We start from the raw sequence: 22,328 nt of genomic DNA on the forward strand, positions 1-22,328 counted from the left end.
GCGGGCGGGTTTACCGTAGCGCGTAGGCGTGCCTGGATGCCGTATCGGAGAGTTGATGCCCGCGAACACCGCACTGGATGCCGAGGTCCACGCCGGGGTGCCGGCCGAGGCGGTCGCGCCGTTGATCCGTGGGATCGCCGTGCTGCGGCGGCTGACCGAGGCGGGCGGCACACTGAGCCCGAGCGCGCTGGAGCGGGCCACCGGGCTCGCCCGGTCCACGGTCGACCGGATCACCGCCACCCTGGCCCGCATGGGATACGTCCGCCTCGACGGCCGGGACGTCGTCCTCGCCCCCCGCGTGATGGAGCTGGGCAACGCCTACCTGGCCGCCCTGCGCCTGCCCGCGCTCCTCGACGCGCGCGCGGACGCCCTCGCCGACGAGCTGGACGAGTCGGTGTCGCTCGCGGTGGCCGACCTGGACGGCATCCGCTTCATCCACCAGGCCACCCGCCGCCGCGCGATGTCCGTGAGCTTCCGCATCGGCGACCTGCTGCCGGCCGAACGCACCGCGCCCGGACCGCTGTTCGCGGCCGGATGGACGGACGCGGACTGGCAGCGGTGGCGGGCCCGCCGGGCCGACGACCCCGAGGACGCCTCCTTCCCCGCCGTACCGCCCCGGCCGGCATCCGCCGCGGACGACTTCGAACGGCGGGCGAAACGGGCCCGCCGGGACGGCTGGGCACTGGACGACCAGCTGATCGAACCCGGCCTGGTCGCGGTGTCCGTACCGGTACGGGAGCCGGACACCGGCCGGGTGGCGTGCGTGGCGAGCGTGGTCAGCCACACCAGCCGCCACTCGGCGGCCGACCTGCGCACCTCCCTGCTCCCCCGGCTGCGTACGGCGGTGGCGGCGATGGAGGCCGACCTGCGCGAGGCACCGCGGCCGCACCCCGGCCCGCCGCCCGCGGGCCTGGCGACCTGGACGACGGCGTCCAAGCACGAGCTGGGCCGGGAGTTCGTCGAGTCTCTGGCCCGGGGCCTGACCGTACTGACCGCGTTCGGCGCGGACCGCTCCGCGCTGCCGCTGACCGAGGTGGCCCGGGCGACCGGCCTGGCCCGCGCCACGGCCCGGCGGGCGCTGATCACGTACGAGCACCTGGGCCTGGTGGCCGCGGGCCCCGACCGCACCTTCACTCTCACGCCCCGCGTCCTGGACCTGGGCTTCCCGCCGCTGTCCCGCACCACGCTCCCCCGCCTCGCCGAGCCCCATCTGCGCGCCCTCACCGACCGGTTGCACGAGCCGACGGCACTGGCGGTCCTGGCGCCGGGCGCGGAGTCGGAGATCCAGTACACGGCCGGGGCAGGCGCGAGCCGGGTACTGACGGTGGACATCACGGTGGGCGCACGGCTGCCGGCCGCGTCGACGTCCCTGGGCCGCGTCCTCCTGGCGGACGGCGCCGAACCCCTGTCCCCCCTGTCCCCCGCCCTCGCCGAGGTCCGCGCGCAGGGCTACGCCCTCGTCGACGAGGAGCTGGAGTCGGGCCTGCGCTCGATAGCCGTACCGGTACGGGACCGCACGGGTCGGGCGGTCGCCGCAGTGAACGTAGCCACCCACCCGGCCCGCCGCACCCTGCAGGAGTGCGTCGACGACCTCCTCCCCGCCCTCAGCGCGACCGCCGACCGGATCCAGACGGACCTGCACACCGCGTCCCGCTTCACACGGGTCCCGCCGGCCTGAGCCCCGGCCGGATGCCCCCTGGCCCAACATCCACCCGCCAAGCCCGAGCGCCCCGTTGATAACCTGAACAAACATCCATCAACGCCCCTTCTACCCCCCTTCTGCGCTCCTCCTGCGTTCCTCCCGCGCCCCTTTCCACACCCCTTTCCACACTCCTTGTCCCTTCCAGGTCGGAAACCGAGACCCTCCATGCTCGACGCCAGCACCATCGACGCACTGTTCCCCGCGGACCTTCCGGAGCCCGCGCACTGGGAGCAGCGCTACCCGGCCCGCGACCTGCCCGCCGGCGCGCAGGTCACACGGCTGGCGCCGTCGCCGACCGGCTTCGTCCACATCGGCGGGATCTACGCGGGCCTGATCAACCAGGCCGTCGCGCACCGCACCGGTGGCACGTACCTGCTGCGCATCGAGGACACCGACCAGTCACGCCAAGTCGAGGGCGCCACAGAGCAGTTCGACCGGGCGTTCGCCTACTTCTCGCTGCCCGCCGACAACGCCACGACCGTCGGCGACTACGGCCCCTACCTCCAGTCGGCACGCCAGGAGATCTACCTCAGCTACGCGCGTGCGCTGCTGCGGACGGGACAGGCCTACCTCTGCTTCGCGACCCAGGAGGAGCTGGCCGACATCCGGCAGCGCCAGGAGGATGCCAAGGTGCCGACCGGCTACTACGGCGACTGGGCGATCTGGCGCGACGCCGACCCCGCCGAGGTCGCGGCCAAGCTCGCCGAGGGCGCGCCCTACGTGGTGCGTTTCCGCTCGCCCGCCCTGCGCGGTGCGCGCCGGTCCTTCACGGACGCCATCCGCGGGCGCCTGGAGCACGAGGACAACCGCAACGACGTGGTGATCCTCAAGTCCTCCGACAGTGCGCTGCGGTTGCCCACGTACCACTTCGCGCACGTCGTGGACGACCACCTGATGCGGGTCAACCTCGTCATCAGGGGCGAGGAGTGGATCTCCTCCGTGCCCGTGCACCTCCAGCTCTTCGAGGCGCTCGGCTTCGAACCGCCCGTGTACGCGCACATCGCGCCGCTGATGAAGCAGATCAAGGGCGGCAAGCGGAAGCTCTCCAAGCGCAAGGACCCCGAGTCCACGGTCGACTTCTACCTCGGCGAGGGCTACCCGGCCGAGCCGGTGCTCTACTACCTCCGCGGCCTCGCGAACGGCCGGCTGGCCGAACTGCCGCTCGCCCAGGCGCTGCAGGAGCCCATCAGGCTTGAGGACTGCGGCGTGGCTGGTCCGCTGGTCGACCTGGTGAAGCTGGAGGGCATCAGCGCGGACCACATCGCCACCCTGAGCAGCGAGCAGATCCTCACCGCCGTACGGGAGTGGGCCCTGTCCCACGACCCCGGCCTCGTACCGGTCCTGGACGCCGAGCGGGCGCTCGCGCTGGCGGCCGTGGACGTGGAGCGCGTGGGCGTGGACAACCCCCGCAAGGATCTCCGCAAGTGGTCGGACTTCCGCGACGCCTACGGCTTCTTCTTCCCGCAGCTGTTCACCCTCGTCGCCGCCGGGGACGAGCGTCTCGGCGGCCTCGACGAGGACCTGGTCCGCGCCTTCGCGCAGGACTTCGCGGCGCAGTATGCGGAACTGGACGACCCCCAGGCCTGGTTCGACCAGATCCGCACCCTCGCCACCAAGCACGGCTTCGCCCCCTCGCCCAAGGAGTACAAGAAGAACCCGGACGCCTACCCCGGCTCGATCCGCGAGGCCTCCCAGCTGATCCGGGTGGCCCTGACCGGCTCGACCCGCAGCCCGGACCTCTTCGCCGTGGCCCGCACACTGGGCCGCGACGAGGTACTCCGCCGCGTGTCCGCACTGACCGCGTAGCCCTTCCCTCACCACCCCCACCCGCCGACCCCACAAACGCTCGAACCCCCCACGGCGGCAGCCGCTACACTGTCGGTGCAGATCCTCGCCTTCGTAGCTCAGGGGATAGAGCACCGCTCTCCTAAAGCGGGTGTCGCAGGTTCGAATCCTGCCGGGGGCACCATGCCTGACCAGGCACGATGCACCAGAAAGGCTCCTCGGAAGTGATCTCCGGGGGGCCTTTTGGCCTTGCATGGGAACGAATGGGAACGGGCCGTCGGGCAACCTCCCGCGCGGGAATCCTGGGCGATTGCCCCCCTTCGTCCCCTTTCACGCACAGCCGTCAGTAGGCCCCGTCCACATCGGCGTCCTCGAGCCCGACTAGGACCCCGCGGTCGCCCCTGCACCCGTGCTCTCCGACCGCCTGCCGACGTCACGCGGGCCACCGTCCGCAACGGACGGCCCAAGCCGACGACTTAGCGATTTCTGGCGGTGTTGGTGTTCGCTGTGCGTCAGGCAGCTCGGGAGCCTGGAGAGGACAGCTCGAAACGTCAATCGTTGGGTGGGTCAGGCCCGCCGAGCGGCGCCGTGATCAATCCTCACAGTCGTTCGTACAGTGGCGCGCTCCACCTGGACGCCAGGGACCACGCCTGCTCCACGGTGTGTGGGTCGACGGCGTACGGGATGGGAGCTGGGGTGAGTGGTGGGTGAGGCAGGGGGTCAGGCCGGTCGGAAGACCTGGACCTCGTGTCGGGCGAGCGGCACCTGTAGTTCCCACCTAGGGTTGAACAAAGAGGATCAAACGAAGTCGATCTCCGCTACAGGTAGCGACGTAGCGACAGAGGAGACACTCATGGCCGGAAAAGCCAGCATCGTGCTGGCCCACGGCTTGTGGGCCGATGGCTCGTGCTTCGCAAAGCTCATCCCCGCACTCCAGGCCGAGGGTCGCGAGGTCTTCGCGTCACAGCATGGACTTGACTCGCTCGCAGGCGACGTCGACTGCGTAACCCGCGCGATCAACCACGTGCCCGGCCCGGTCGTGCTCGTGGGCCACTCCTACGGCGGCACACTGATCACCAAGGCGGGCGTGCACGACCGGGTGGGCGCCCTGGTGTACATCTGCGCGCTTGCCCCGGACGACGACGAGACCTCGCAGCAGCACCTGGCCGCGTTTCCCAGCTCGCCGGTTTTCGAGCACCTTGAGGTCGCCGACAACCGCATCTACCTCAAGGAGTCGGGCATCGGCGACTTCTGCGGCGACCTGCCGCTGGAGGAACAAAAGCTCGTGCTGGCGACCGCCAACCCGCCGATCGCGGACCTCTTCGACCAGCAGGTACCCGGCAATGCCTGGCGAGCGAAGCCGAGCTGGTACATCGTGGGCACCCAGGACCGCACGGTGAACCCGGACCGGGAGCGCGCTTCCGCCGAACGGATGAAGGCAACGACCGTCAGCCTCGACAGCAGCCACGTCCCGATGCTCTCTCAGCCCAACGCTGTCCTCGAGGTCATCCGCAACGCTGCGAAGACCCTGGAGTAGGGCCGAGGACCGCGGGGCACGCCGCCTTTGGGCATCGCTGCGGGGGTGAAGTCCTGCTGCAGGCTCCACCCGAGAGTCTTGCGTGGGCGCGCGTTGGGAGCCGCCGCGACGGCGTCGAGGTCGCTGCGGGCATGGCGTACCCGTCGCGTGTGACAAGGCGGTGCCGCGAGGCTGGTCAGGTGGAGCCCGTGCTCGCGACCCTGTTCAAGGCCGTACGAGGCTCTTCCGGGCGGACTTACACCTCTTCCGCGGGAATGGCCGGCCGTGCCGCGTAGCGGGTGCGCATCGCGTCGCTGGCTGCGGGGCCCGCGGTGAAGACGTAGGCGGCGCTGTCGTCGAGTCGGCGGCCGGTTTTGGCGTCGACGACGACAGGCTCGACTTCCTCGCCGGTGTGCGCGTCGACGAGGATCATGCTGCGCTCCGTCGGCGTGAGGCGGGAGTTGCCCCACGCGGCGAGGGCGACGATCACCGGGCGCAGGGAGCGCCCGAGTTCGGTCAGGACGTACTCGTGCCGGACGGGGCTGGTCTGGTAGGGCCGGCGCTCCAGCAGACCGTCGGCGACCAGGGTCTTCAGCCGGGTGGTGAGCATGCTGGAGGAGATGCCCAGGCTCTCCTGGAACTGGTCGAAGCGGGTGTAGCCATCGAAGGCGTCGTGGAGGATCAGCAGTGTCCACCACTCGCCGACGTGTTCCACCGTCGTGGACAGCGGGCACTCCCGGTCCTCCAGCCTGATGCGGCTCGCCACGGCGACCATCCCCTCAGTTACTGCTAATGTCGAAGTTAGTAGCTTCTATTTTAGCAGTCGCGACGGGAGCGGCGCCTCGTATACCCGCGCCCGGGAACGGAGCACAACGTGACCACATCCATCAGCGAATCCCTCGAAGGCCGACGCGCTCTGGTCACCGGCGGCACCAAGGGCACCGGAGCCGCGATCGCCCGACGGCTCGCCGAGGCCGGCGCGACCGTGCTGGTCACCGCCCGCAGCCGCCCCGACGACGTCGAGGAGAAGACGTTCATCACCGCCGACCTGTCCACCGCCCAGGGCGCCGCCCACGTCGCCTCCGAGGTGGACGCCCGCATGGGAGGCGTCGACATCCTGGTCAACACCCTCGGCGGCTCCGAGGCACCAGCAGGAGGATTCGCCGCGCTCGGCGAGGACGACTGGGCAAGGGAGCTGAACACGAACCTGCTGGCCGCCGTCCGCCTGGACCGCGCACTCCTCCCGCACATGATCGCCACGGGCAAGGGCGCGGTCGTGCACGTCACCTCGATCCAGCGCCGCATGCCGCTGTGGAACGGCACCCTGGCCTACGCCGCCGCCAAGGCCGCCCTGACCACCTACAGCAAGGGCCTGGCCAACCAGGTCGCCCCGCACGGCGTCCGCGTCAACACCGTCTCGCCCGGCTTCGTCCAGACCTCGGCCGCCGACAACCTCGTCACCCGGATCGCCCACGACGCCGGCATCAGCCAGGAAGCGGCGCTGGGCCGGCTCATGGACTCCCTGGGAGGCATCCCGCTCGGCCGTCCCAACCGGCCCGAGGAGGTCGCCGAACTCGTCGCCTTTCTCGTCTCCGACCGCGCCTCGGCCATCGTCGGCGCCGAACACGTCATCGACGGCGGCACCACCCCCACCGTCTGAACCCGCCACCACCTTCAGGAGCGTCATGCACGACAACCAGCCCCGGACCATCACCCCGGACGACCTGCCCGCGGTGATCACCCGCTACCTCACAGCGCACCGCGCCCACGACACCGCCACCGCGGTCACGACGTTCACCGACGACGCCACAGTGATCGACGACGGCAACACCTACCAGGGCAGCGCCGCGATCGAGCGGTGGCTGGACCGATCAGCCACCGAATTCACCTACACCATCCACCTCACGAACGCCCAGCAGACCGGCACCGCCCACTACATCGCCACACACCATCTCGAAGGCAACTTCCCCGGCGGCACCATCGATCTCCACTATCGGTTCACGCTCCGCGACGACCTCATCGAACACCTCGCCATCGAACCCTGAACCCGCTCCCACACCACCTGTTCCCGACCTCGAGAGAGACCCCACCCACCCCCGGACCGCCCCGTCCCAGCCCTCGTGCCCACCCAGCCACCCGGCCAAGAGCCAGCCCTCAAGTTCGGCAACCCGCAGATCGGCACTTGCACGCCTGAGGAATCGAGGCAAGCAACTCCGGGGCCTGCAAAGGGTGAGGAGATTCAAAGATCCCCATCAGCGTGCCCGATCGGGCGGGAACTTCCTGAGCTGACCCCGAGCAGACACAGTGCTCCGTCCTCACTGATGGGCGGCGCACCGTCGGCTTGCAGTCATTGGGACTCCGCGGACCGCATGGGCACCTGGCCCACCGATAATGATCCGAGAAACGAGGTGCTCGATGACTGTCTTCCGGTGTCGCGGTTGCCACTGTGTGCTGACGCGGCCACTCGCCGAGCGGTCCTTGCCTGATCCGAACACGGATGAAGGGTGGTACCGGCCGGAGGCGTCGCCGGCGGACGCAAACGGGCATACCAGTGATCCCATCGTGCGGATGGGGCCGGGAACATTTGCGATCGACCCCGAACCGTGCGGCCCTCCCTACGTACTGGATGCTGCATCGGGTCTACTGGTGGAGTCCGGTCCGAGAGGCACCGTCGTGCTCAACCCTGAAGACGGCCTCGGTCTGCAGGGGCATCCCGACATCGCGATGCGCCGCGGGTACTGCTGTGGGATGGACGGTGAATCGGGGCCCAATCTCGCATGTGTATGCGGCACGATCGTCGGAACCATCTATTCGGATTGCTATCAAGTCCAGGAACTACGGCTTCAGCCGGACGCTGTCGAGCGCCAAACCTGATCGTCGGATGCCCTGCTTCCCTGACGCTCTGACGAACCTTAGGTCTCGGATTGCCGAGTCGCGTGCAACCTCGCGCGTTCGGCCCGCACCGTCTCGTCGAGCCCGGGCCGCGCTCCATGCCAGGCTGGCAAGTTGGCCGTTCAGCCCTGACCTGCATACGCGATCTTCCAAACCAGTGCTTCGGGATCCGAGCACGGCGGCGCTTGGCTGGGCGTCGAAACTCCAGCCAACGCCGCTCAGCTGCCCGCCCGTTACAGTGCCGCCCCCAGGATTGACTCGATGGGCACTTCAGGATGAGTGTGGATGATCATTTCCTGGTGATGGGGGAGCAACGTGTCGTTACGGTGCTTGCGGGGATGGGCCCTGGCGGTAGGCGTCCTGGTCAGCTGGGGGGCGGCGGGATGCTCGTCGGGGATGCACGCCAGTACCAGGGCGGTCATCGGGGTCGATGTGCCGATAGCCCTGGCTGATCAGGCCGTTCACTTGAGGGTCAGTGGTCTGGAGCCACACGACGAGATCACCGTCGGCTCTGCGGCGACCGCGTACGACGGCAAGGTGTGGCATGGCCGGGCAACGTTCACCACGGACGATGACGGCGTCGTCGACCTCTCCACGACGCGGCCGGTGTCGGGGACGTACAGCATGGTCGACGGTATGGGCCTGTTCTGGTCGATGAGGCCCCCGGCCGGCGATTCGAACAGTGACTACTTCCTCCCCCATTACCCTGAGTCTTCCCCCTCCTACGCCGTGCAGATCACCGTGACGGCGCATGGGCGGCAGTTGGCGAGCCGCACGCTCACCCGTGAATGGGCGGCCAAAGGAGTCAGCGCCCGAACGCTCACCCTGGCCCATGACAAGGTCGTCGGAGAGATGTTCCTGCCCCGCCCCGGCACTCCCCGGCACCCGGCCGTGCTGGCCTTCGGCGGATCCGAAGGCGGTGTCAGCATGAAATGGGAGGCGGCTCTGCTGGCCTCCCACGGCTACCCGACACTGGCTCTCGGCTACTTCGGGGAGCACGGCCTGCCCGCCACCCTGCGCAACGTCCCGTTGGAGTACTTCGCCACCGCAGCCCGCCTGCTGGCCGCCCAGCCCGACGTGGACCCTGCCCACATCATCGCCATGGGCTACTCCCGAGGCAGCGAACCCGCCCTGCTCCTCGCCGAGGACTATCCCCGTCTGATCCACGGCGTCGTCGTGTACTCCCCGTCGTCCAACGTCAACCCGGGATACCAAGGCAGGGGCAACGCCTGGACCAAGGACGGACATCCCATTCCCCAGGGCAGCATCCCGCTGGACCACCTCAGCGGACCACTGCTGGCCATCGCGGGCGCAGACGACGCCCTTTGGCCGTCACCGACTTACGTCAAGACGATCACCGGGAACCTGCATGCGATCCACGACCGGCATCCGTACCGGGCACTGGTCTACCCCGGCGCCGGGCACGGCGTCGGAACCTTCCCCTTCCTCGCGGAGGGCACAGTCGCCCCATCCATGGGCGGTAATCGCGTCGGCAACGCTGTCGCCAGAGAGCGGGGCTGGCCCAAGCTCCTCGCCCTCCTCGCCGACACCCAGAGGTGAGCGCCCCGGTGGCTGCGGCCAGGGCCGGGGGCCGCGAAGGGAAGACCGAGGCATCGACACCGACCGTCAGCACACGCGCACCGCTGCCGTCGTCGAGCGCGGTGGTACGAGCCCGGGTCACCGGCTCCGGATATCGAATTCCGGACGCCCTGGTTCCGGACTCCCCTGACACGCCCCCCGGCAACGAGCCGCCGTGGCCGTCCGCCATGTCTCCCTCTCCCGCCGCCCGGACCCGGGCGGCGCAAAGGTGCCGACCTCCTCGCCCTCCTCCCCGCCGAGCACCTCCCCAAAGCCGTCCGGCACGGTCTCCTCGAGCCCATCACCGAGCCGCGCGCCGTCGCAGCAGGAGTCGGCAGCTCCGGCGCCGAATCCCACACCCTCCGCGTCCGCCTCAAGCCCACCGCCCAATCCGGCGACCCATTGCACCGGGTGGGGGGGAATCAGGTGTTAGTCGCGTTCAGGTGAAGGCATGCGGCCGGATCGTGGACGACCGCCTGTACATGAACGCCGAGTGGCGCACGACATCCCGATCCGCCCTGGTAGACGTCTACATCTGGCTCGAGGACGCCACGGGCCAAGAGGTCGTCCACCCGGGCACGTCCATGCCGAACGGCATGCCGTCGTACAACATGGCGGCCTGGCCGACACCCCGGATCCATCCGCAGTGGACGGAGTACCCGGTCGGCAAGGGCCTGGTACACGGCGAGAAGTACCAGGTGTCCGTATCAGTGAGGGAACAGGGCGGCGTCAAGCCCAACATCTTCAACCCCGCCGTGCAGGGCAACCAGCTGGGGATCGTCTACCCATAACCTGCGGCCACCCCGCGGCCTCCCACAGCACCTACTAGAAAGCGGCGATCAGCACCGTGCCCGTATGAGGCACATCGGACTCAGAGACGTGTACCCCGCCGACCAGCAAGACGCCTACTCGGCCGGCCGAGGCCCAGCGCTCTCGTAGTACCTCGCCCGCGCCTCGCGCACCGCGGTGAGTGCGGCACTGTGCTCCGCACCGTCGACGTTGAGCGGCGGCCCCAGCCTGGAGATCAACTCCCCCTCCACCGACAGCGGATCGGGGCGCTCGACCCAGGTGAGCGCGAGGTGCTCGTGCATCCACTCGGTGAGACGCTCCTCGTCCTCCGGGACAAGGACCACCCGGTCGGTCCACACCGTCCGGTAACCCTCGGTGGGCATGAGCAGCCCCGCCAGCGTCCGGCGCAGCGTGGAACTCCCGGAACGCCTCAGATGGTTCAAGGTGATACGGCTCCGCAGCCGGGTGGCCTTACCGAGATAGAGCAGCCGACGCCCGGGGTCCGCGGAGTTCACCGGCCCAGAAAACGACGGGAGAACGCTCGGCGGCGCCCACCAGGCGTACAGCCCCGCGGTCCTCGGCAGCGCGACCACCGCCTCGGACAGCAACCGCGGTGAGGTGAACAGGGCTTCGGTGGTCTGTTGCACAGCCGTCTGCTCCGACATGGCCGCAGGATAGAGCCACGGGCAGAGGGCGCTCCCCGAGTCCTCCAAGTCCGCTCCGCCGAGATGATGCGTACTCGCCCGCGAAGGCCGAGCGGTGCTCACGAGTTCGCGAGACGCGACCCGGCATGCCCCGTTGTACGCCTTTGGGCGGCCGGGCACACCAGGCGGCCCGGATGGGGACCAGGTGGGGACAGCGCGGGGACAGGGGCCCTGTTGGGGACAGATTAGGGACGTCGTGATTGGTACATCCAGGGACCCGACGTCATCGACAGAGCCGGTGCGATGCGTTCGGCGATGAGTCCCGGTTCTGCTGTGAGGATCACGGCGAGGTCCGGCGGCGGCGCATGGCGGTTGATGTCGAGCAGGATTTCCCAAGGCACCCCGTCGAGCCGTTGCAGGACCAGCGCCGGCCTGGTCCGATCCCCTGGTGACGAGTCCACCACGCCGGTTCCTCATGTGTCGTGGGCTCGCTGGTCGGATGCCGGCCGACGGGAAGGGAGTGTGAGCGACATCAGCGTGCCGGGCGGATGGCAGACAGTACGCTGAAATCCAGCGGGATCGGGCCCGCAGCACAGTGTCCGGGAGGTGCTTCATGACGGCCGAGATGGTGGCCCCGGCGTGGATGCATGAGCAGATCACGGCTGAGGAGTACGAGTCCTGGTCCGAGGAGCAGTGCGCCGGCATCGAGATCGTGGACGGGATGGTCGTCGTGAGTCCGAGTGCGTCCAAGCGGCACAACCGGCTGGCCCGGATTCTGGCGAACGCCCTGGATGCCGCCGCGGGCCCGGAGTGGAACGCCGACACGGACTTCGACGTCCGGCTTCAGGACGTCCCGCTCACCAATCGCCGCCCGGACGTCGTCGTGTACCGCGCAGACACGATCGACATCACCCCCACCCGCCCTGAGCACGTGCTGCTGGTCGCGGAGGTGGTGTCGCCGGGCTCGGAGACCACCGACCGGATCGTGAAGGTCGACCAGTACGCCAAGGCAGGCATCGGCTTCTACTGGCGGATCGAGCAGGCCGCGACAGGCGTTCCTCTCGTGTACACGTACGTTCTCGACCCCGCGACGAAGACCTACCGGGACGGAGAGCTGTTCACCGGCATCCTCAAAGTAGCGGCCCCCTTCCCGGTGGAGATCGACCTCGGCCAGGTCTGACCATCGTGCCGCCCAGCAGCCGCCAGCGCGTGAGCGATGCGTGAGAGGACGGCCCGACACAGGGCGGCATGAGCCGGATCAAGTGGCTCGCAGCGCGGTTCTGACCAGGGGGAAACGGCACCGCGCGGCAGCGCCGGGCACCCCTCGACAAGGATTCGGTCCCGCTCCTGCCGGAGGCACAGAGAAACACCTGGTCAGAGACCCTTTCGTCCGTCGGACGGGAGGGCCTTCGCTGGAGGACGACCACCCGTCGCGGAGGACACGCCTGAGGGTCCTCCCAGGGCTCTGCCGCCTGTCCGGGTGAGGCCGCGCCTGCCGAACGGTCTACCTCAGTGGCTTTGAGCAGGAGTAGGCAGTCCTTGCCGCCTACTGTCGCCCGAGGAGCAACTCCCGATCTTGTTCATTCCGGGTCTGCGGGGGTCACCGGGGAAGGGGTGCCGGGTGCCAAGGAGGTCGGCAATGGCGACGCAAGAGAGGCGGGTTCGCCGGACACGGAGAAGGATCCGTCACACCGTCGGAGCCTGCATGGTCGCTGCGGGATGTGTCGTCGCAAGCTGCGTGCCCCCGACCGCGGCGAGTCCGCAAGGGCGTTCATCCCTGTGCGCGACGGAGCCCTTCCCCCCATCGGAAAGCACCCCGCCCCCGATCCTCTCGGGCAGCGATGTGTGGAGCTTCGTCTCGGCGCCGGGCCTTCACCCCATGCGGGTGACCGTAACTGCGAACAAACCGGGAACGGCTCGCGGAGACATCTTCGTGGCCCCGTTCAGCGCGGACCAGATGATCGGCCAGACCGGTGCGTTGATCAACGACAACTCCGGCAATCCGGTCTGGTTCCGCCCGCTCCCCTCCACGAACCTCCAGAACGCCGACTTCAGGGTCCAGACCTATTACGACGCCCGCCGGGACCGGGGACAGCCGGTGCTGACCTGGTGGCAGGGGAGCCTCGCCCTGCCACCGGCGTACACGAACCTGCCGGCCGGTGCGCCCGAACCGGGCGGGTGCTACTACATCTACGACACCCACTACCGCCTGCTCAAGACGGTCTTCGCGCATCACGGCTACTACCCGGACGAGCATGAATTCACCCTGACCCGCAGGGGTACCGCGCTGTTCATCGCGTCCAAGCCCGTGCCCATGGATCTCACGCCCTACGGAGGCCCGAAGAACGGCTCCATCGAGAACAGCGAGATCCAGGAGGTCGACCTCGCCACGGGCAGACTTCTCTTCTCGTGGAACGCACTGGACCACCTGGACCCCTCGGATTCCGAGGAGCCGGTCTCCAGTGCGTCGTCGTCCGACGGGGTGTGGGACGCCTTTCACATCAACTCGGTCGACGAGGGCCCTGACGGCCGGCTGCTGATCTCGGCCCGGAACATGTGGGCGATCTACGACGTCACCAAGAGATCCGGGAAGATCCGCTATCGGATCGGCGGAAAGAAAAGCGACTTCACCTTCGGCCCGAACGCGGACTTCTACTGGCAGCACGATGCCCGATTCCGGCCGGGAAACCGGATCAGCATGTTCGACGACGGCTGCTGCGACCTGCCCGACGGCGCCCCCGAACAGGTGTCGCACGGCCTGATCCTCAACCTCGACTTCCGCAACCGGAAGGCGACCGTGGACAGGACCTACTACCACCAGCCACCGCTGGAGTCGCCGACCCAGGGAAACACACAGGCCCTTTCCAACGGCAACGAATTCATCGGATGGGGCCAGAGCCCGTACTACTCGGAGTACGCGGGCGCGGGGAACACCCAGGGCAACGGCTCACAGAACCTGCTCTACGACGTGAAGCTGCCGGGCTCCGACATCTCGTACCGAGCGTTCCGGAACGAATGGATCGGCACCCCGTACTACCCCCCGAGTGCCGCGGCACGGCCCAACGGCGGGGGCAGCGTCCTCTACGCCTCCTGGAACGGCTCGACGCAGACCAGAGCATGGCGGGTACTCGCCGGGTCCGACCCCCACGCCCTGTCGGTCGTGGTCAGACACGCCCCACGCTCCGGATTCGAGACAGCCGTCACCACGAGCGCCCCCGGACCGTACTTCCAGGTAAAGGCACTGGATGCGCAAGGCAGGGTCATTGGGACGTCTCACGTCGTGACGCTCTCCAGGTAGCGGTTGGCGAGGGAGACCGCGGAAGCGCGGCATGGCTGAGCACAGCCTGTTTTTCCCGGGTCACGTGCCTGGCGCACACATCATGGTGACGAGGAAGCGGCTCCAGGAGTCGGTCCGGTTGTTCCCGTCCTGGTAGTGGATGACATCGCCGCCTGGCTCCCAGAACGTCTCTCCGGCCTTGATCACCCGCTCGGGCTCGCCTTTCAGCTCGAAGAGCATCTCCCCTTCCAGCATGTAGCCGAAAGCGGGTCCCGAGTGCCGGTGCGGAGGGGTGCCGGGGTCGCCGGGAGGAAATTGGGTGGGCTGGGTGGTTCAGGAAAGCCAGTCGGTGTAGTGGGTGGGGGCGATGCGGGTGTCGCCCTTGGCGATGAGGGCGTCGCCATGGACGGCGGCGAACATGCCGGCGGTGTCATCGGTGACGACTGTGCGGCCGTCGGGGTGGGCGTTCAGGGTGATGCGGCCGAGTTCGTCGAGGGGGAAGGTGTCGGGCCCGGCAACGTTGAGGGTGCCGTTCAAAGGGGTGCCGGCAGCGACATCGGCGACGGTGTCGGCGACGTCCTGGGCGGCGATCGGCTGGATCGGGGTGGTGGGCAGGCGCACGGTGTCGCCCTCGGTGGTCCAGGACAGGACGGCGTCCATGAACTCCATGAACTGGGTGGCGCGGACGATCGAGTAGGGGATCGGCCCGGCTTTGAGGATGTCTTCCTGGAGGGCCTTGGCCCGGTAGTAGACGAGGTCGGGCACCTGGTCGGTGCCGACGATCGAGAGGATGACGACGTGGCCGACCCCGCCCTTGTGACTGGCGGCCAGGAGATTGTCCATGGAGGTCCGGAAGAACGCCGGGGAGGCGTCGTCGAAGGTCGGGGAGTTCGTCACGTTGACGACGACGTCGGCGCCGGCCACCGCCTCCTCCAGGCCCTGGCCGCTGATCACGTCGACACCTGTGGACATGGAGTGCGGCACGGCCTCGTGCCCGGCCGCGTTCAGCTTCTTCACGACCTGCGACCCGATCAGGCCGGTACCGCCGATGACTGCGAACTTCATTGATCACCTTTCGTCCCGCGCCGATGGGGCATGCGTCCAGATTGCGACGGTGCGGTGTGCGGCGCACGCGGGCCGGGCGCTCCGGGGCATCCCGGTGGCGCTGCACGCTGACGGCATCCTCAGCTTGGTCGGCGACACCCTGGCGGCCACGGCACTACTCGGCCTGGCAGCGAACGATGGGCTGCGGAGCTGATGCCGAAGGCCCGGCGGACGGGGCCGGTGGTCACTCCTTGCCCCGGACCACGGCAACGGAGCAGTGCGCGTGATGGAGCAGGGCCTGGCTGACCGAGCCGAGCAGCAGGCCGGTGAAGCCACCGCGTCCGCGCGCGCCGACCACGACCAACTGCGCGTCGTGGCTTGCGTCGATCAGGGCAACGCGGATCCGGGAACGCACCAGGCGCCGCTCCACCGCGACCTGGGCGTAGCGCGTCTGCCACGGGGACAGGGTTTCGTCCAGCAGGCGCTGCTCCTCCTCGCGGAGCCGGTCGATGTCGACCACCATGTTCAGCGGGTCGCCGGGCCCTTCATAGGCCCGTTCGCTCCAGGTGTTCCACACGTGCAGGGCCAGCAGGCTCGCACCGCGCATCGACGCTTCGGCGAAGGCGAATTCGACAGCACGTTCGCCCGCCGGAGAGCCGTCCACCGCCAGCAGTACGGGTCCGGTCGGATTCGGCCTGCCCCGTACCACCAGCACAGGGCAGCGACTGTGGGCGGCCAGATGCACGGCGGTGGAACCGAGGAGCAGGCTGCCGAACGCGCCCAGCCCGCGGCTGCCCACTACGACGAGCGAGGCGGTGTGCGACTCGATCTCCAGCACCATCAGCGGCTCGCCGACGGTGACCTCTCGTGTGATGTCCACATGCGGCGCGATCTCGCGTGCCCGTTGTTCGGCCTCGGCCAGCGTGCCGTCAACCAGCTCGCGCACCCCCGCCCTGGCAGGATTCCAAGGCGGCCCACCAGGCGGTGGATGGATCGAGGGCCACGCGAAGGCGTGCACCAGCCGCAGGCCGACCCCGCTCAGCACCGCCTCGTGTGCCGCTGTCTCGACCGCGTCCAGGCTGGACGGTGAGCCGTCGACTCCCACTACGACGGGTTTCGCCATGCCGCACCTCCTTGCCGGGCCGGCTCGGCAGCCGCCTGCCCGGCTCTCGTCCATCGTCCGCCACCGTGCCGGGCCGCGCATCGGACCCCATGATGGCCCTCCCGGCATCCCTTCAAGTCGGCGATGCCGCACGCGTCCCTGGACCGCCTTGGCCCAGCTGCCCTACCGGCCGAGCAGCCAGGCGCCTGCCTGAGGCTCGGTTTCGCGGCCTCGGAGGACCTCGCCGACCTCACCGAGGGCGTCCGTCGCCTCGGTGAGGCGGCACGAGCATGCGCTACGGCATGAGGCGCGGGCGGGAGCCGCCAACCGCTCCTCGCGGCCGCCGTCAGCGCTCCGTCTCTGCGTCTGTGTCTGTGCCTGCGTCTGCGTCTGCGTCTGCGTCTGCGTCCGCGGGATCGGCGGCTGCCCGTGCAAGGTTGTGTTCCAGGCGTTCCAGCGTGAGCAGGGCCGCGGTCCGTTCCTCGGGAGAGAGGTCCGCGGTTACGAGGTCCTCCAGCTGGCACCAGGTCTGCTCGACCTCATGGCGCAGGGCCTGGCTGGCCGCCGTTGGTTCGATGAGGGACGCGCGCTTGTCGGTGGGTGAGGGGCGGCGGCGAACGAAGCCGGCCTGTTCGAGGCGCTTGATGGTGCGGGTCATGGTGGCGGCGTCGGAGTCCATCAAGCGCACCAGGTCGGCCTGGCGCTGGGGGCCGAGTTCCCACAGGTGCATCATGACCAGCTCCTGACCCGGATGCAGGCCGATGCGGCGCAGCAGCTGTCCCGCGAACATGCGGTGCAGGCGGGCCAGGCGGAAGATCGCATGGCTGACCGGTCCGCCGCCCGCCGCGGCCGGCACCGGGACGGAGGCAGCCTCCGGCTTGGACTGCGCCATCACCTCTTCGCCTTCCCTCTTCTCCCTCTTCATCCCTCTTCTTCTCTTGCTCAGCTGCCTGGCCGAGCAGCTAATTCTACCTCCGGTAGGCAGTTCGGCCGCCCTCGGCTGCCCGTTCGGGCCTGGAGAGCGGGTACAGACAGGGCCGTAGTGCGTGATGCACATCACATTTGACCTCGGGAATGGGTTCAGTGGATTTACCTGTTCGGACAGGTAAATCGACATCGTCGACATCGTCCAACCCTTCCCGAGGAAGAGCCATGACCACTGCTTTCGAACCGATCGTTCTGGGCGGCAAGCGCCTGGTGAACCGCGTCGTGATGGCGCCGATGACCCGCAGCCGTGCCTACGGGCCCGGCGCCGAGCCGACCGAGCTGATGGCGACGTACTACGCGCAGCGCGCCGGCGCCGGGCTGATCGTCACGGAGGGCATCCAGCCCTCGCCGGTCGGCCAGGGCTACCCCGACACCCCCGGCCTGCACACGGACGCGCAGGTGCGGGCCTGGCGGACGGTGACCGACGCCGTGCACCGCGAGGGCGGCGTGATCTTCGCGCAGCTGATGCACACCGGGCGGATCGGCCACCCCAAGCTCCTGCCCGACGGCCTGGTGCCGGTGGGGCCGTCGGCGGTGGCCGCCAAGGGGCAGGTCTACACCCATGAGGGGCCGCAGGACTTCGTGACGCCGAAGGAGCTGAGCGAGGCGGAGATCCGGCAGACCGTCGACGACTTCGCCGACGCGGCCCGAAACGCCGTCGAGGCCGGGTTCGACGGCGTGGAGATCCACGGCGCCAACGGCTACCTGATCCACCAGTTCCTCGCGCCCAACACCAACCGGCGCACCGACGCCTGGGGCGGTGACATTGAGGGCCGGATCCGCTTCGCCGTCGAGGTCGTCACGGCCGTGGCCGAGGCGATCGGCGGCCACCGGGTCGGCCTGCGGATCTCGCCCGGAAACCCGTTCAACGACATGTCCGAGGACAACCCGGGCGAGGTCTACCCCGCCCTGCTCGACCGGATCGCCGGCCTGGAACTCGCCTACCTGCACCTGATGGAGGGGCCGGACCGCGACCTGACCACGGCGCTGCGCGAGGCCTGGTCCGGCACCTTCGTCCTCAACCCGTTCACGCACCCCGACGTCACCGGCCCCGACGAGCTGAAGCTGCTGGAGGACGGGATCGCGGACATGGTGGCCTTCGGGGCGTTGTTCCTGGCCAACCCCGACCTGCCCCGGCGGCTGGCCGTCGGCGGTCCGTTCAACACCCCGGATCCGGCCACCTTCTACGGCGGTGACCACCGCGGTTACACCGACTACCCCGCTCTCGACTGACGGTCCCCAGGTCCTCCCCCTGTCGGCCGGGGCTCGTCCAGGTGGCCCCGGCCGGGTCTTCAGATCGTGCGGCCCCGGTACAGCCGACCCCCGACATCTGTGAACCGCAGGTCCAGGCCGACGCCGTCGCGCTCCGCGTGGAAGTGGAGGTGGGGCTCGGTGGAGTTGCCGCTGTTGCCGACCTCGCCGAGGAGGTCGCCCGGTTCGACCATGTCACCCGGGCGCACCGTGACCGAACCGGGGCGCAGGTGCGCCAGTTTCACGATCTCGTGGCCCGTGTCGAGGAAGACGTGGTTGCCGTAGGGGGGTTGGTAGCGGATCTCGCCCGGGCGCTGATCGGCGATCGTCGTGGCCGCCGAGATCACGCGGCCGCGGCAGGGGGAGCGGACGGGGCGGCCGTACGCAGCGTAGTCGGCCAGGTCGCGGCCGGGGCGGGTGCGGGTGCCGTGCGGGCCCAGGGAGACCAGGTCCAGGGCGGCGCGCTGCTCCGGGACCCGGGCGTGGTGGTTGAGGGGGCGGCCGCCGCCCTGGATGACGTACCAGGTGCCCTCCAGGGGGAAGAGGAGGGGCTGGGAGACGGGGGTGCGCCAGTGGTGGAGGCGGGCTCTGGTCACCAGGAGCACGGCGCCTGCGAGGAGGGCCAGGGACGCGGTGAGGGCCAGGGTGAAGTGACCGGTCGGGAGGGTGGGGAGGCGGTAGGCCGAGGCGAGGGCGGTGAGGGCGGCCGCCTCGACCGTGCGGCGGTGCAGGCGTGGCTGCTGGGCGGGGGCGCCGCAGCCTTCGAGGAAGACGAAGAAGGCCGCGAGGGTGGCCAGGCCGGCGCACCAGGAGGTGCGGTCGGCGGCCGTCCAGAGCGTGAAGACGTTCCAGAGGGTGATCAGGAGGACCAGCGTCAGCCAGGGCGCGGGCAGGGGGAGCGGGCTGCGGCGGGACGGGGGTTCGTGGAGGACTCCCTCCAGGAGCAGGCCGGTGATCTTCTCGCCGTCGGGGGTCTGGTGGGCCCAGGCGCGGACGCCGCCCTGCGGGCCGGAGACGATCAGGCCGTCGGGGCTGTCCGTGACGGTGACGGGGGTTCCGGTGCGGGCGAGCGTGGCCTCGACGATCTCCTCCATGCGGGAGGCGCCGACCGCTTCCGCGACGCCCGGCGCGAGCCGGACCCTGCCTGCCGGGTCCGCCGTGAGGAAGCGGACCAGGATGTCGGCCTCGGGCGGCGGAGCGGGGGACAAGGGCACGGCCTCTGACGTCGGATCCTGCATGTACCGCCATCCGGCGGTGCCGGCCAACATGACGGCGGCGCTCGACATCGTATCCGGCGGTCGGCTGGAGCTTGGCATCGGGGCGGGGCGGAACTAGGACGAGTCCGATGCCTACGGCGTCGAGTTGGGCACCGCCAAGCAGCGCAGCGACCGGTTCGGTTGCCCTGAGAATCCAGGCCGATGTCATCGTCGTGCCCGGACAGGAGTCGGAGGAGCGGGATCGCGCCCTCCAGACCGTCATGAGCGGCAACAGTTCTCTTCCAGGGACCCTCGATTCAGACGCTCGCCCCGCCGCCCAGCAGCCGGGCGAGCGTGCTCACCGCCCCGTCGATCTCGCGGGCGCAGGCGTACAGCACAGGGTGGGGCCTTCCCCACGGGTCCGCGACGTCGTCCTCGGCCGGCGGGACCGGGGCGGTGGTGCCCCGACGGGCGGCCGCGGCGGTGACCACGGCGTCGAAACCGTCCACGAGCCGCGGGCCTTGCCCGTCCGGTAGGCCGCCGTGCGCGGTCGCCGCACCTGCCCTGCCCGCTTCCCCGCCCCGCGCTTCGCCGACTCCCCCCACAGCGAGACGCACGAACTCCTTCAGGGTGAAGCAGCGCCGCATCGCCGACGGGGCGAGCCGCACGGCCGCCTCCCGGTGCTCACGCGCGAGTCCGAGGACCAGCGCCGATCCCACGACGAGCTGCGTGGTGAGCGGGCGGGCCGCGAAGCCGGATCCGTCAGCGCCCAGCTTCTCCAGCACCGCCCTCGTGGAGCTCTCCGTGCCGGGCCGGGGCCACGCCTGCGTGCCGGCGCTCTCCGGCCGCACGGCCGAGCCGGGCGGAAGCCTCGCGGCCAGCAGCCGTTCGGCGAGCACCGAGCGGTGCACGTTGCCCGTGCAGACGAACAGGACCCGGGTCATTTCTCACCCGTGACATGCGTGGCCACGGCCGCCGCGGCCTCCTCCTTGCGATCCGACACACGAGGAGCGGGCAGCTCGCCATACGGCCCGTAGGCGCCGTAGCGGTCGCCCCTGGGGACCGGAGCCATGTTGAAGACTGTGCCGAGGACGTGGACGCCCAAGCGGTCCAGCGACTCCCCGGCGGAGCGGACCTGTTCCCGGCTGGTCTTCGCGGCGCGGACGACGAGCAGCGCGCCGTCGGCGAGCGAGGCGAGTCCGACGGTGTCGGCGACCGGCAACAGCGGCGCGGTGTCGACGATCACGGCCTCGTAGGTGTCCGCCAGCTCACGCAGCACCTCCTTCATGCGCGCCGAGGCGAGCAGCTCCGTGGGGTTCGGCGGTACGGCGCCACTGGCGAGCACCGAGAGCCGGCCGCCGACCTGCTGCATCACGTCCTCGAAGCGGGCCTGCCCGATCAGCACCGTGGTCAGACCGGCGTCCAGGATGAGGCCGAACGTCCTGGCCACGCAGGGGCGGCGCAGGTCAGCATCCACCAGGCAGGTGGAGACACCTGCCTCGGCCAGCGAGAGGGCGAGGTTCGCCGCGGTGTTGGTCTTGCCCTCGCCGGGCAGCGAACTCGTCACCACGATGATCCGCGGCGGGTTGTCGACCTGGGAGAACTGCAGGTTGGTGCGCAGCTTGCGGAAGGCCTCGGTTCGGTTGGAGCGCCCGTCGGCGCTGACGAGCGGTTGTTTGGGGGCGCTCCTGTCGTACGGGATGGTGCCGAGACCCGGCAGCGCGGTGAACTCGCCCAGCGCCTCGCTCGTCTTGAACGTGGTGTCGAGGGTCTCGCGCAAGGCAACGAGTCCGGCACCGAGCAACAGGCCGCTGAGCACGCCCGCGGCCAGGTTCAGCAACGGGCGGGGCGAGACCGGACCGGTGGGGGCGACGGCCTCCTGGGTGACGCCCAGGGAGACGGGCGAGGTGGGCGGGACGGCGTCCGCCCGGGTGCGCTTGGGCGTCTCCAGGCGCTCGACGACCGCGCTGAACCGCTCCGCCACGGCGTTGGCGATGCGTGCCGCCCGCTTGGGCGCGGTGTCCTGGACGGTGATGTCGATGAGCACGGTGTTGAGCGGGGCGACGGCGGTGATCCGGGACGCCAGTTTCTCCGGTGTGGTGCGCAGCCCCAGCTTCTTCACCACCGGTGCGGTCACCTGACGGGTCGCCACGATCGAGGCGTACGACTGCACACGCGCCTGCGAGAAGTTCTGCCCCTGGTTCAGCTGCGCGGTGTCCTCACTGGTGGGGGTGGCGACGAAGAGCTGGGTCCTCGCCTCGTAGACAGGGGTGCTCAGGCCCGTCACGGCGAACGCCGCCCCGGTCCCGAGAACCAGACAGACCACGACGGTCGGCCAGCGTCTGGCAATAGCTTTAAGGAATCCGTGGAGATCCAAGCTGCACCCCTCATAAGCCCCTCGTAGACCGAGGGAACCATCCGATATGAAATGTCCTGTTCCCTGTGCGCACAGCCGAACATAGGGACTCGCGCGCTCAAACCGGGGGAGCCACCCCTATGTCGGACCGTCGGACGACACCGGTGGCGCAGGCCGTCCCGCCCCTCGCCGCGGCGACGTAGACCAAA

The 22,328-nt window shown here is 69.6% G+C and carries 19 protein-coding genes, 1 tRNA gene and 1 pseudogene; 11 read left to right on the forward strand and 10 right to left on the reverse strand.

The window, feature by feature from the left end; all coding sequences use genetic code 11:
- Positions 1-55: 55 nt before the first annotated feature.
- The 4 genes from ACFYZZ_RS16745 (at position 56) to ACFYZZ_RS16760 (ending at position 5,024) form a co-directional block, all read left to right on the forward strand.
- The gene (locus ACFYZZ_RS16745) at positions 56-1,678 is read left to right on the forward strand and encodes an IclR family transcriptional regulator C-terminal domain-containing protein (protein ID WP_389176173.1); all 1,623 of its coding nucleotides are present in this window, start codon (positions 56-58) and stop codon (positions 1,676-1,678) included.
- A gap of 189 nt (positions 1,679-1,867) precedes the next feature.
- On the forward strand, positions 1,868-3,508 hold the full coding sequence (locus tag ACFYZZ_RS16750) for a glutamate--tRNA ligase (protein ID WP_389176175.1): 1,641 nt from the start codon (positions 1,868-1,870) through the stop codon (positions 3,506-3,508).
- Positions 3,509-3,595: 87 nt separating this feature from the next.
- A tRNA-Arg gene (locus ACFYZZ_RS16755) sits at positions 3,596-3,671 on the forward strand.
- A gap of 669 nt (positions 3,672-4,340) precedes the next feature.
- Complete coding sequence (locus tag ACFYZZ_RS16760) at positions 4,341-5,024, forward strand: alpha/beta fold hydrolase (protein ID WP_067376493.1); 684 nt, start codon at positions 4,341-4,343, stop codon at positions 5,022-5,024.
- Positions 5,025-5,259: 235 nt separating this feature from the next.
- On the opposite strand, the gene ACFYZZ_RS16765 is transcribed toward ACFYZZ_RS16760, so the two are convergent.
- Positions 5,260-5,778, reverse strand: coding sequence for a winged helix-turn-helix transcriptional regulator (locus ACFYZZ_RS16765; RefSeq protein ID WP_389176177.1), 519 nt, complete (start codon positions 5,776-5,778; stop codon positions 5,260-5,262).
- A 99-nt stretch (positions 5,779-5,877) separates the two neighbouring features.
- On the opposite strand from ACFYZZ_RS16765, the gene ACFYZZ_RS16770 reads away from it, so the two are divergent.
- From ACFYZZ_RS16770 to ACFYZZ_RS16785, 4 genes are all read left to right on the forward strand, one after another.
- Positions 5,878-6,663 (forward strand): SDR family oxidoreductase, encoded by a 786-nt coding sequence (locus ACFYZZ_RS16770; protein ID WP_380967704.1) that lies wholly within the window; start codon positions 5,878-5,880, stop codon positions 6,661-6,663.
- Positions 6,664-6,688: 25 nt separating this feature from the next.
- Positions 6,689-7,048, forward strand: a complete 360-nt coding sequence (locus ACFYZZ_RS16775; RefSeq protein ID WP_389176180.1) for a nuclear transport factor 2 family protein — start codon at positions 6,689-6,691, stop codon at positions 7,046-7,048.
- Between the two features lie 1,243 nt (positions 7,049-8,291).
- Positions 8,292-9,455, forward strand: coding sequence for an acyl-CoA thioesterase/BAAT N-terminal domain-containing protein (locus ACFYZZ_RS16780; RefSeq protein WP_389176182.1), 1,164 nt, complete (start codon positions 8,292-8,294; stop codon positions 9,453-9,455).
- 482 nt (positions 9,456-9,937) lie between these two features.
- Positions 9,938-10,264 carry a hypothetical protein gene (locus ACFYZZ_RS16785; RefSeq protein WP_389176184.1) on the forward strand — a complete coding sequence of 109 codons (327 nt, stop codon included), beginning with the start codon at positions 9,938-9,940 and terminating at the stop codon, positions 10,262-10,264.
- 114 nt (positions 10,265-10,378) lie between these two features.
- On the opposite strand, the gene ACFYZZ_RS16790 is transcribed toward ACFYZZ_RS16785, so the two are convergent.
- On the reverse strand, positions 10,379-10,927 hold the full coding sequence (locus ACFYZZ_RS16790; protein WP_389176186.1) for a GIY-YIG nuclease family protein: 549 nt from the start codon (positions 10,925-10,927) through the stop codon (positions 10,379-10,381).
- 224 nt (positions 10,928-11,151) lie between these two features.
- On the reverse strand, positions 11,152-11,370 hold the full coding sequence (locus ACFYZZ_RS16795; RefSeq protein WP_389176188.1) for a hypothetical protein: 219 nt from the start codon (positions 11,368-11,370) through the stop codon (positions 11,152-11,154).
- Positions 11,371-11,519: 149 nt separating this feature from the next.
- On the opposite strand from ACFYZZ_RS16795, the gene ACFYZZ_RS16800 reads away from it, so the two are divergent.
- Both ACFYZZ_RS16800 and ACFYZZ_RS16805 read left to right on the forward strand, forming a co-directional pair.
- Positions 11,520-12,086: a Uma2 family endonuclease gene (locus ACFYZZ_RS16800; RefSeq protein WP_389176190.1), complete on the forward strand. Its 567-nt coding sequence runs from the start codon at positions 11,520-11,522 to the stop codon at positions 12,084-12,086.
- 753 nt (positions 12,087-12,839) lie between these two features.
- Positions 12,840-14,204 carry an arylsulfotransferase family protein gene (locus ACFYZZ_RS16805; RefSeq protein ID WP_389176192.1) on the forward strand — a complete coding sequence of 455 codons (1,365 nt, stop codon included), beginning with the start codon at positions 12,840-12,842 and terminating at the stop codon, positions 14,202-14,204.
- A 66-nt stretch (positions 14,205-14,270) separates the two neighbouring features.
- Here ACFYZZ_RS16805 and ACFYZZ_RS16810 read toward each other — a convergent pair.
- The 4 genes and pseudogenes from ACFYZZ_RS16810 to ACFYZZ_RS16825 form a co-directional block, all read right to left on the reverse strand.
- A pseudogene (locus ACFYZZ_RS16810) lies at positions 14,271-14,498 on the reverse strand (cupin domain-containing protein); the annotation flags it as partial.
- 18 nt (positions 14,499-14,516) lie between these two features.
- Positions 14,517-15,248, reverse strand: a complete 732-nt coding sequence (locus ACFYZZ_RS16815) for an SDR family oxidoreductase (protein ID WP_389176194.1) — start codon at positions 15,246-15,248, stop codon at positions 14,517-14,519.
- A gap of 223 nt (positions 15,249-15,471) precedes the next feature.
- Complete coding sequence (locus tag ACFYZZ_RS16820) at positions 15,472-16,350, reverse strand: universal stress protein (RefSeq protein ID WP_389176196.1); 879 nt, start codon at positions 16,348-16,350, stop codon at positions 15,472-15,474.
- Positions 16,351-16,675: 325 nt separating this feature from the next.
- On the reverse strand, positions 16,676-17,221 hold the full coding sequence (locus tag ACFYZZ_RS16825) for a MarR family winged helix-turn-helix transcriptional regulator (protein WP_389176876.1): 546 nt from the start codon (positions 17,219-17,221) through the stop codon (positions 16,676-16,678).
- A gap of 260 nt (positions 17,222-17,481) precedes the next feature.
- On the opposite strand from ACFYZZ_RS16825, the gene ACFYZZ_RS16830 reads away from it, so the two are divergent.
- Complete coding sequence (locus tag ACFYZZ_RS16830) at positions 17,482-18,549, forward strand: alkene reductase (protein WP_389176198.1); 1,068 nt, start codon at positions 17,482-17,484, stop codon at positions 18,547-18,549.
- A gap of 59 nt (positions 18,550-18,608) precedes the next feature.
- Here ACFYZZ_RS16830 and ACFYZZ_RS16835 read toward each other — a convergent pair whose 3' ends face one another.
- The 3 genes from ACFYZZ_RS16835 to ACFYZZ_RS16845 all read right to left on the reverse strand — a co-directional run bounded on the left by ACFYZZ_RS16835 (position 18,609) and on the right by ACFYZZ_RS16845 (position 22,140).
- A complete protein-coding gene (locus ACFYZZ_RS16835; RefSeq protein WP_389176200.1) occupies positions 18,609-19,781 on the reverse strand; it encodes a M23 family metallopeptidase in 1,173 nt (390 codons plus the stop codon).
- Between the two features lie 299 nt (positions 19,782-20,080).
- Positions 20,081-20,707, reverse strand: a complete 627-nt coding sequence (locus ACFYZZ_RS16840; protein ID WP_389176202.1) for a low molecular weight phosphatase family protein — start codon at positions 20,705-20,707, stop codon at positions 20,081-20,083.
- Positions 20,704-22,140: a polysaccharide biosynthesis tyrosine autokinase gene (locus tag ACFYZZ_RS16845; protein WP_389176204.1), complete on the reverse strand. Its 1,437-nt coding sequence runs from the start codon at positions 22,138-22,140 to the stop codon at positions 20,704-20,706. The genes ACFYZZ_RS16840 and ACFYZZ_RS16845 overlap by 4 nt, the downstream gene beginning before the upstream one ends.
- Positions 22,141-22,328: the final 188 nt, after the last annotated feature.

Source organism: Streptomyces sp. NPDC001816, from assembly GCF_042892235.1.
Lineage (GTDB): Bacteria > Actinomycetota > Actinomycetes > Streptomycetales > Streptomycetaceae > Streptomyces.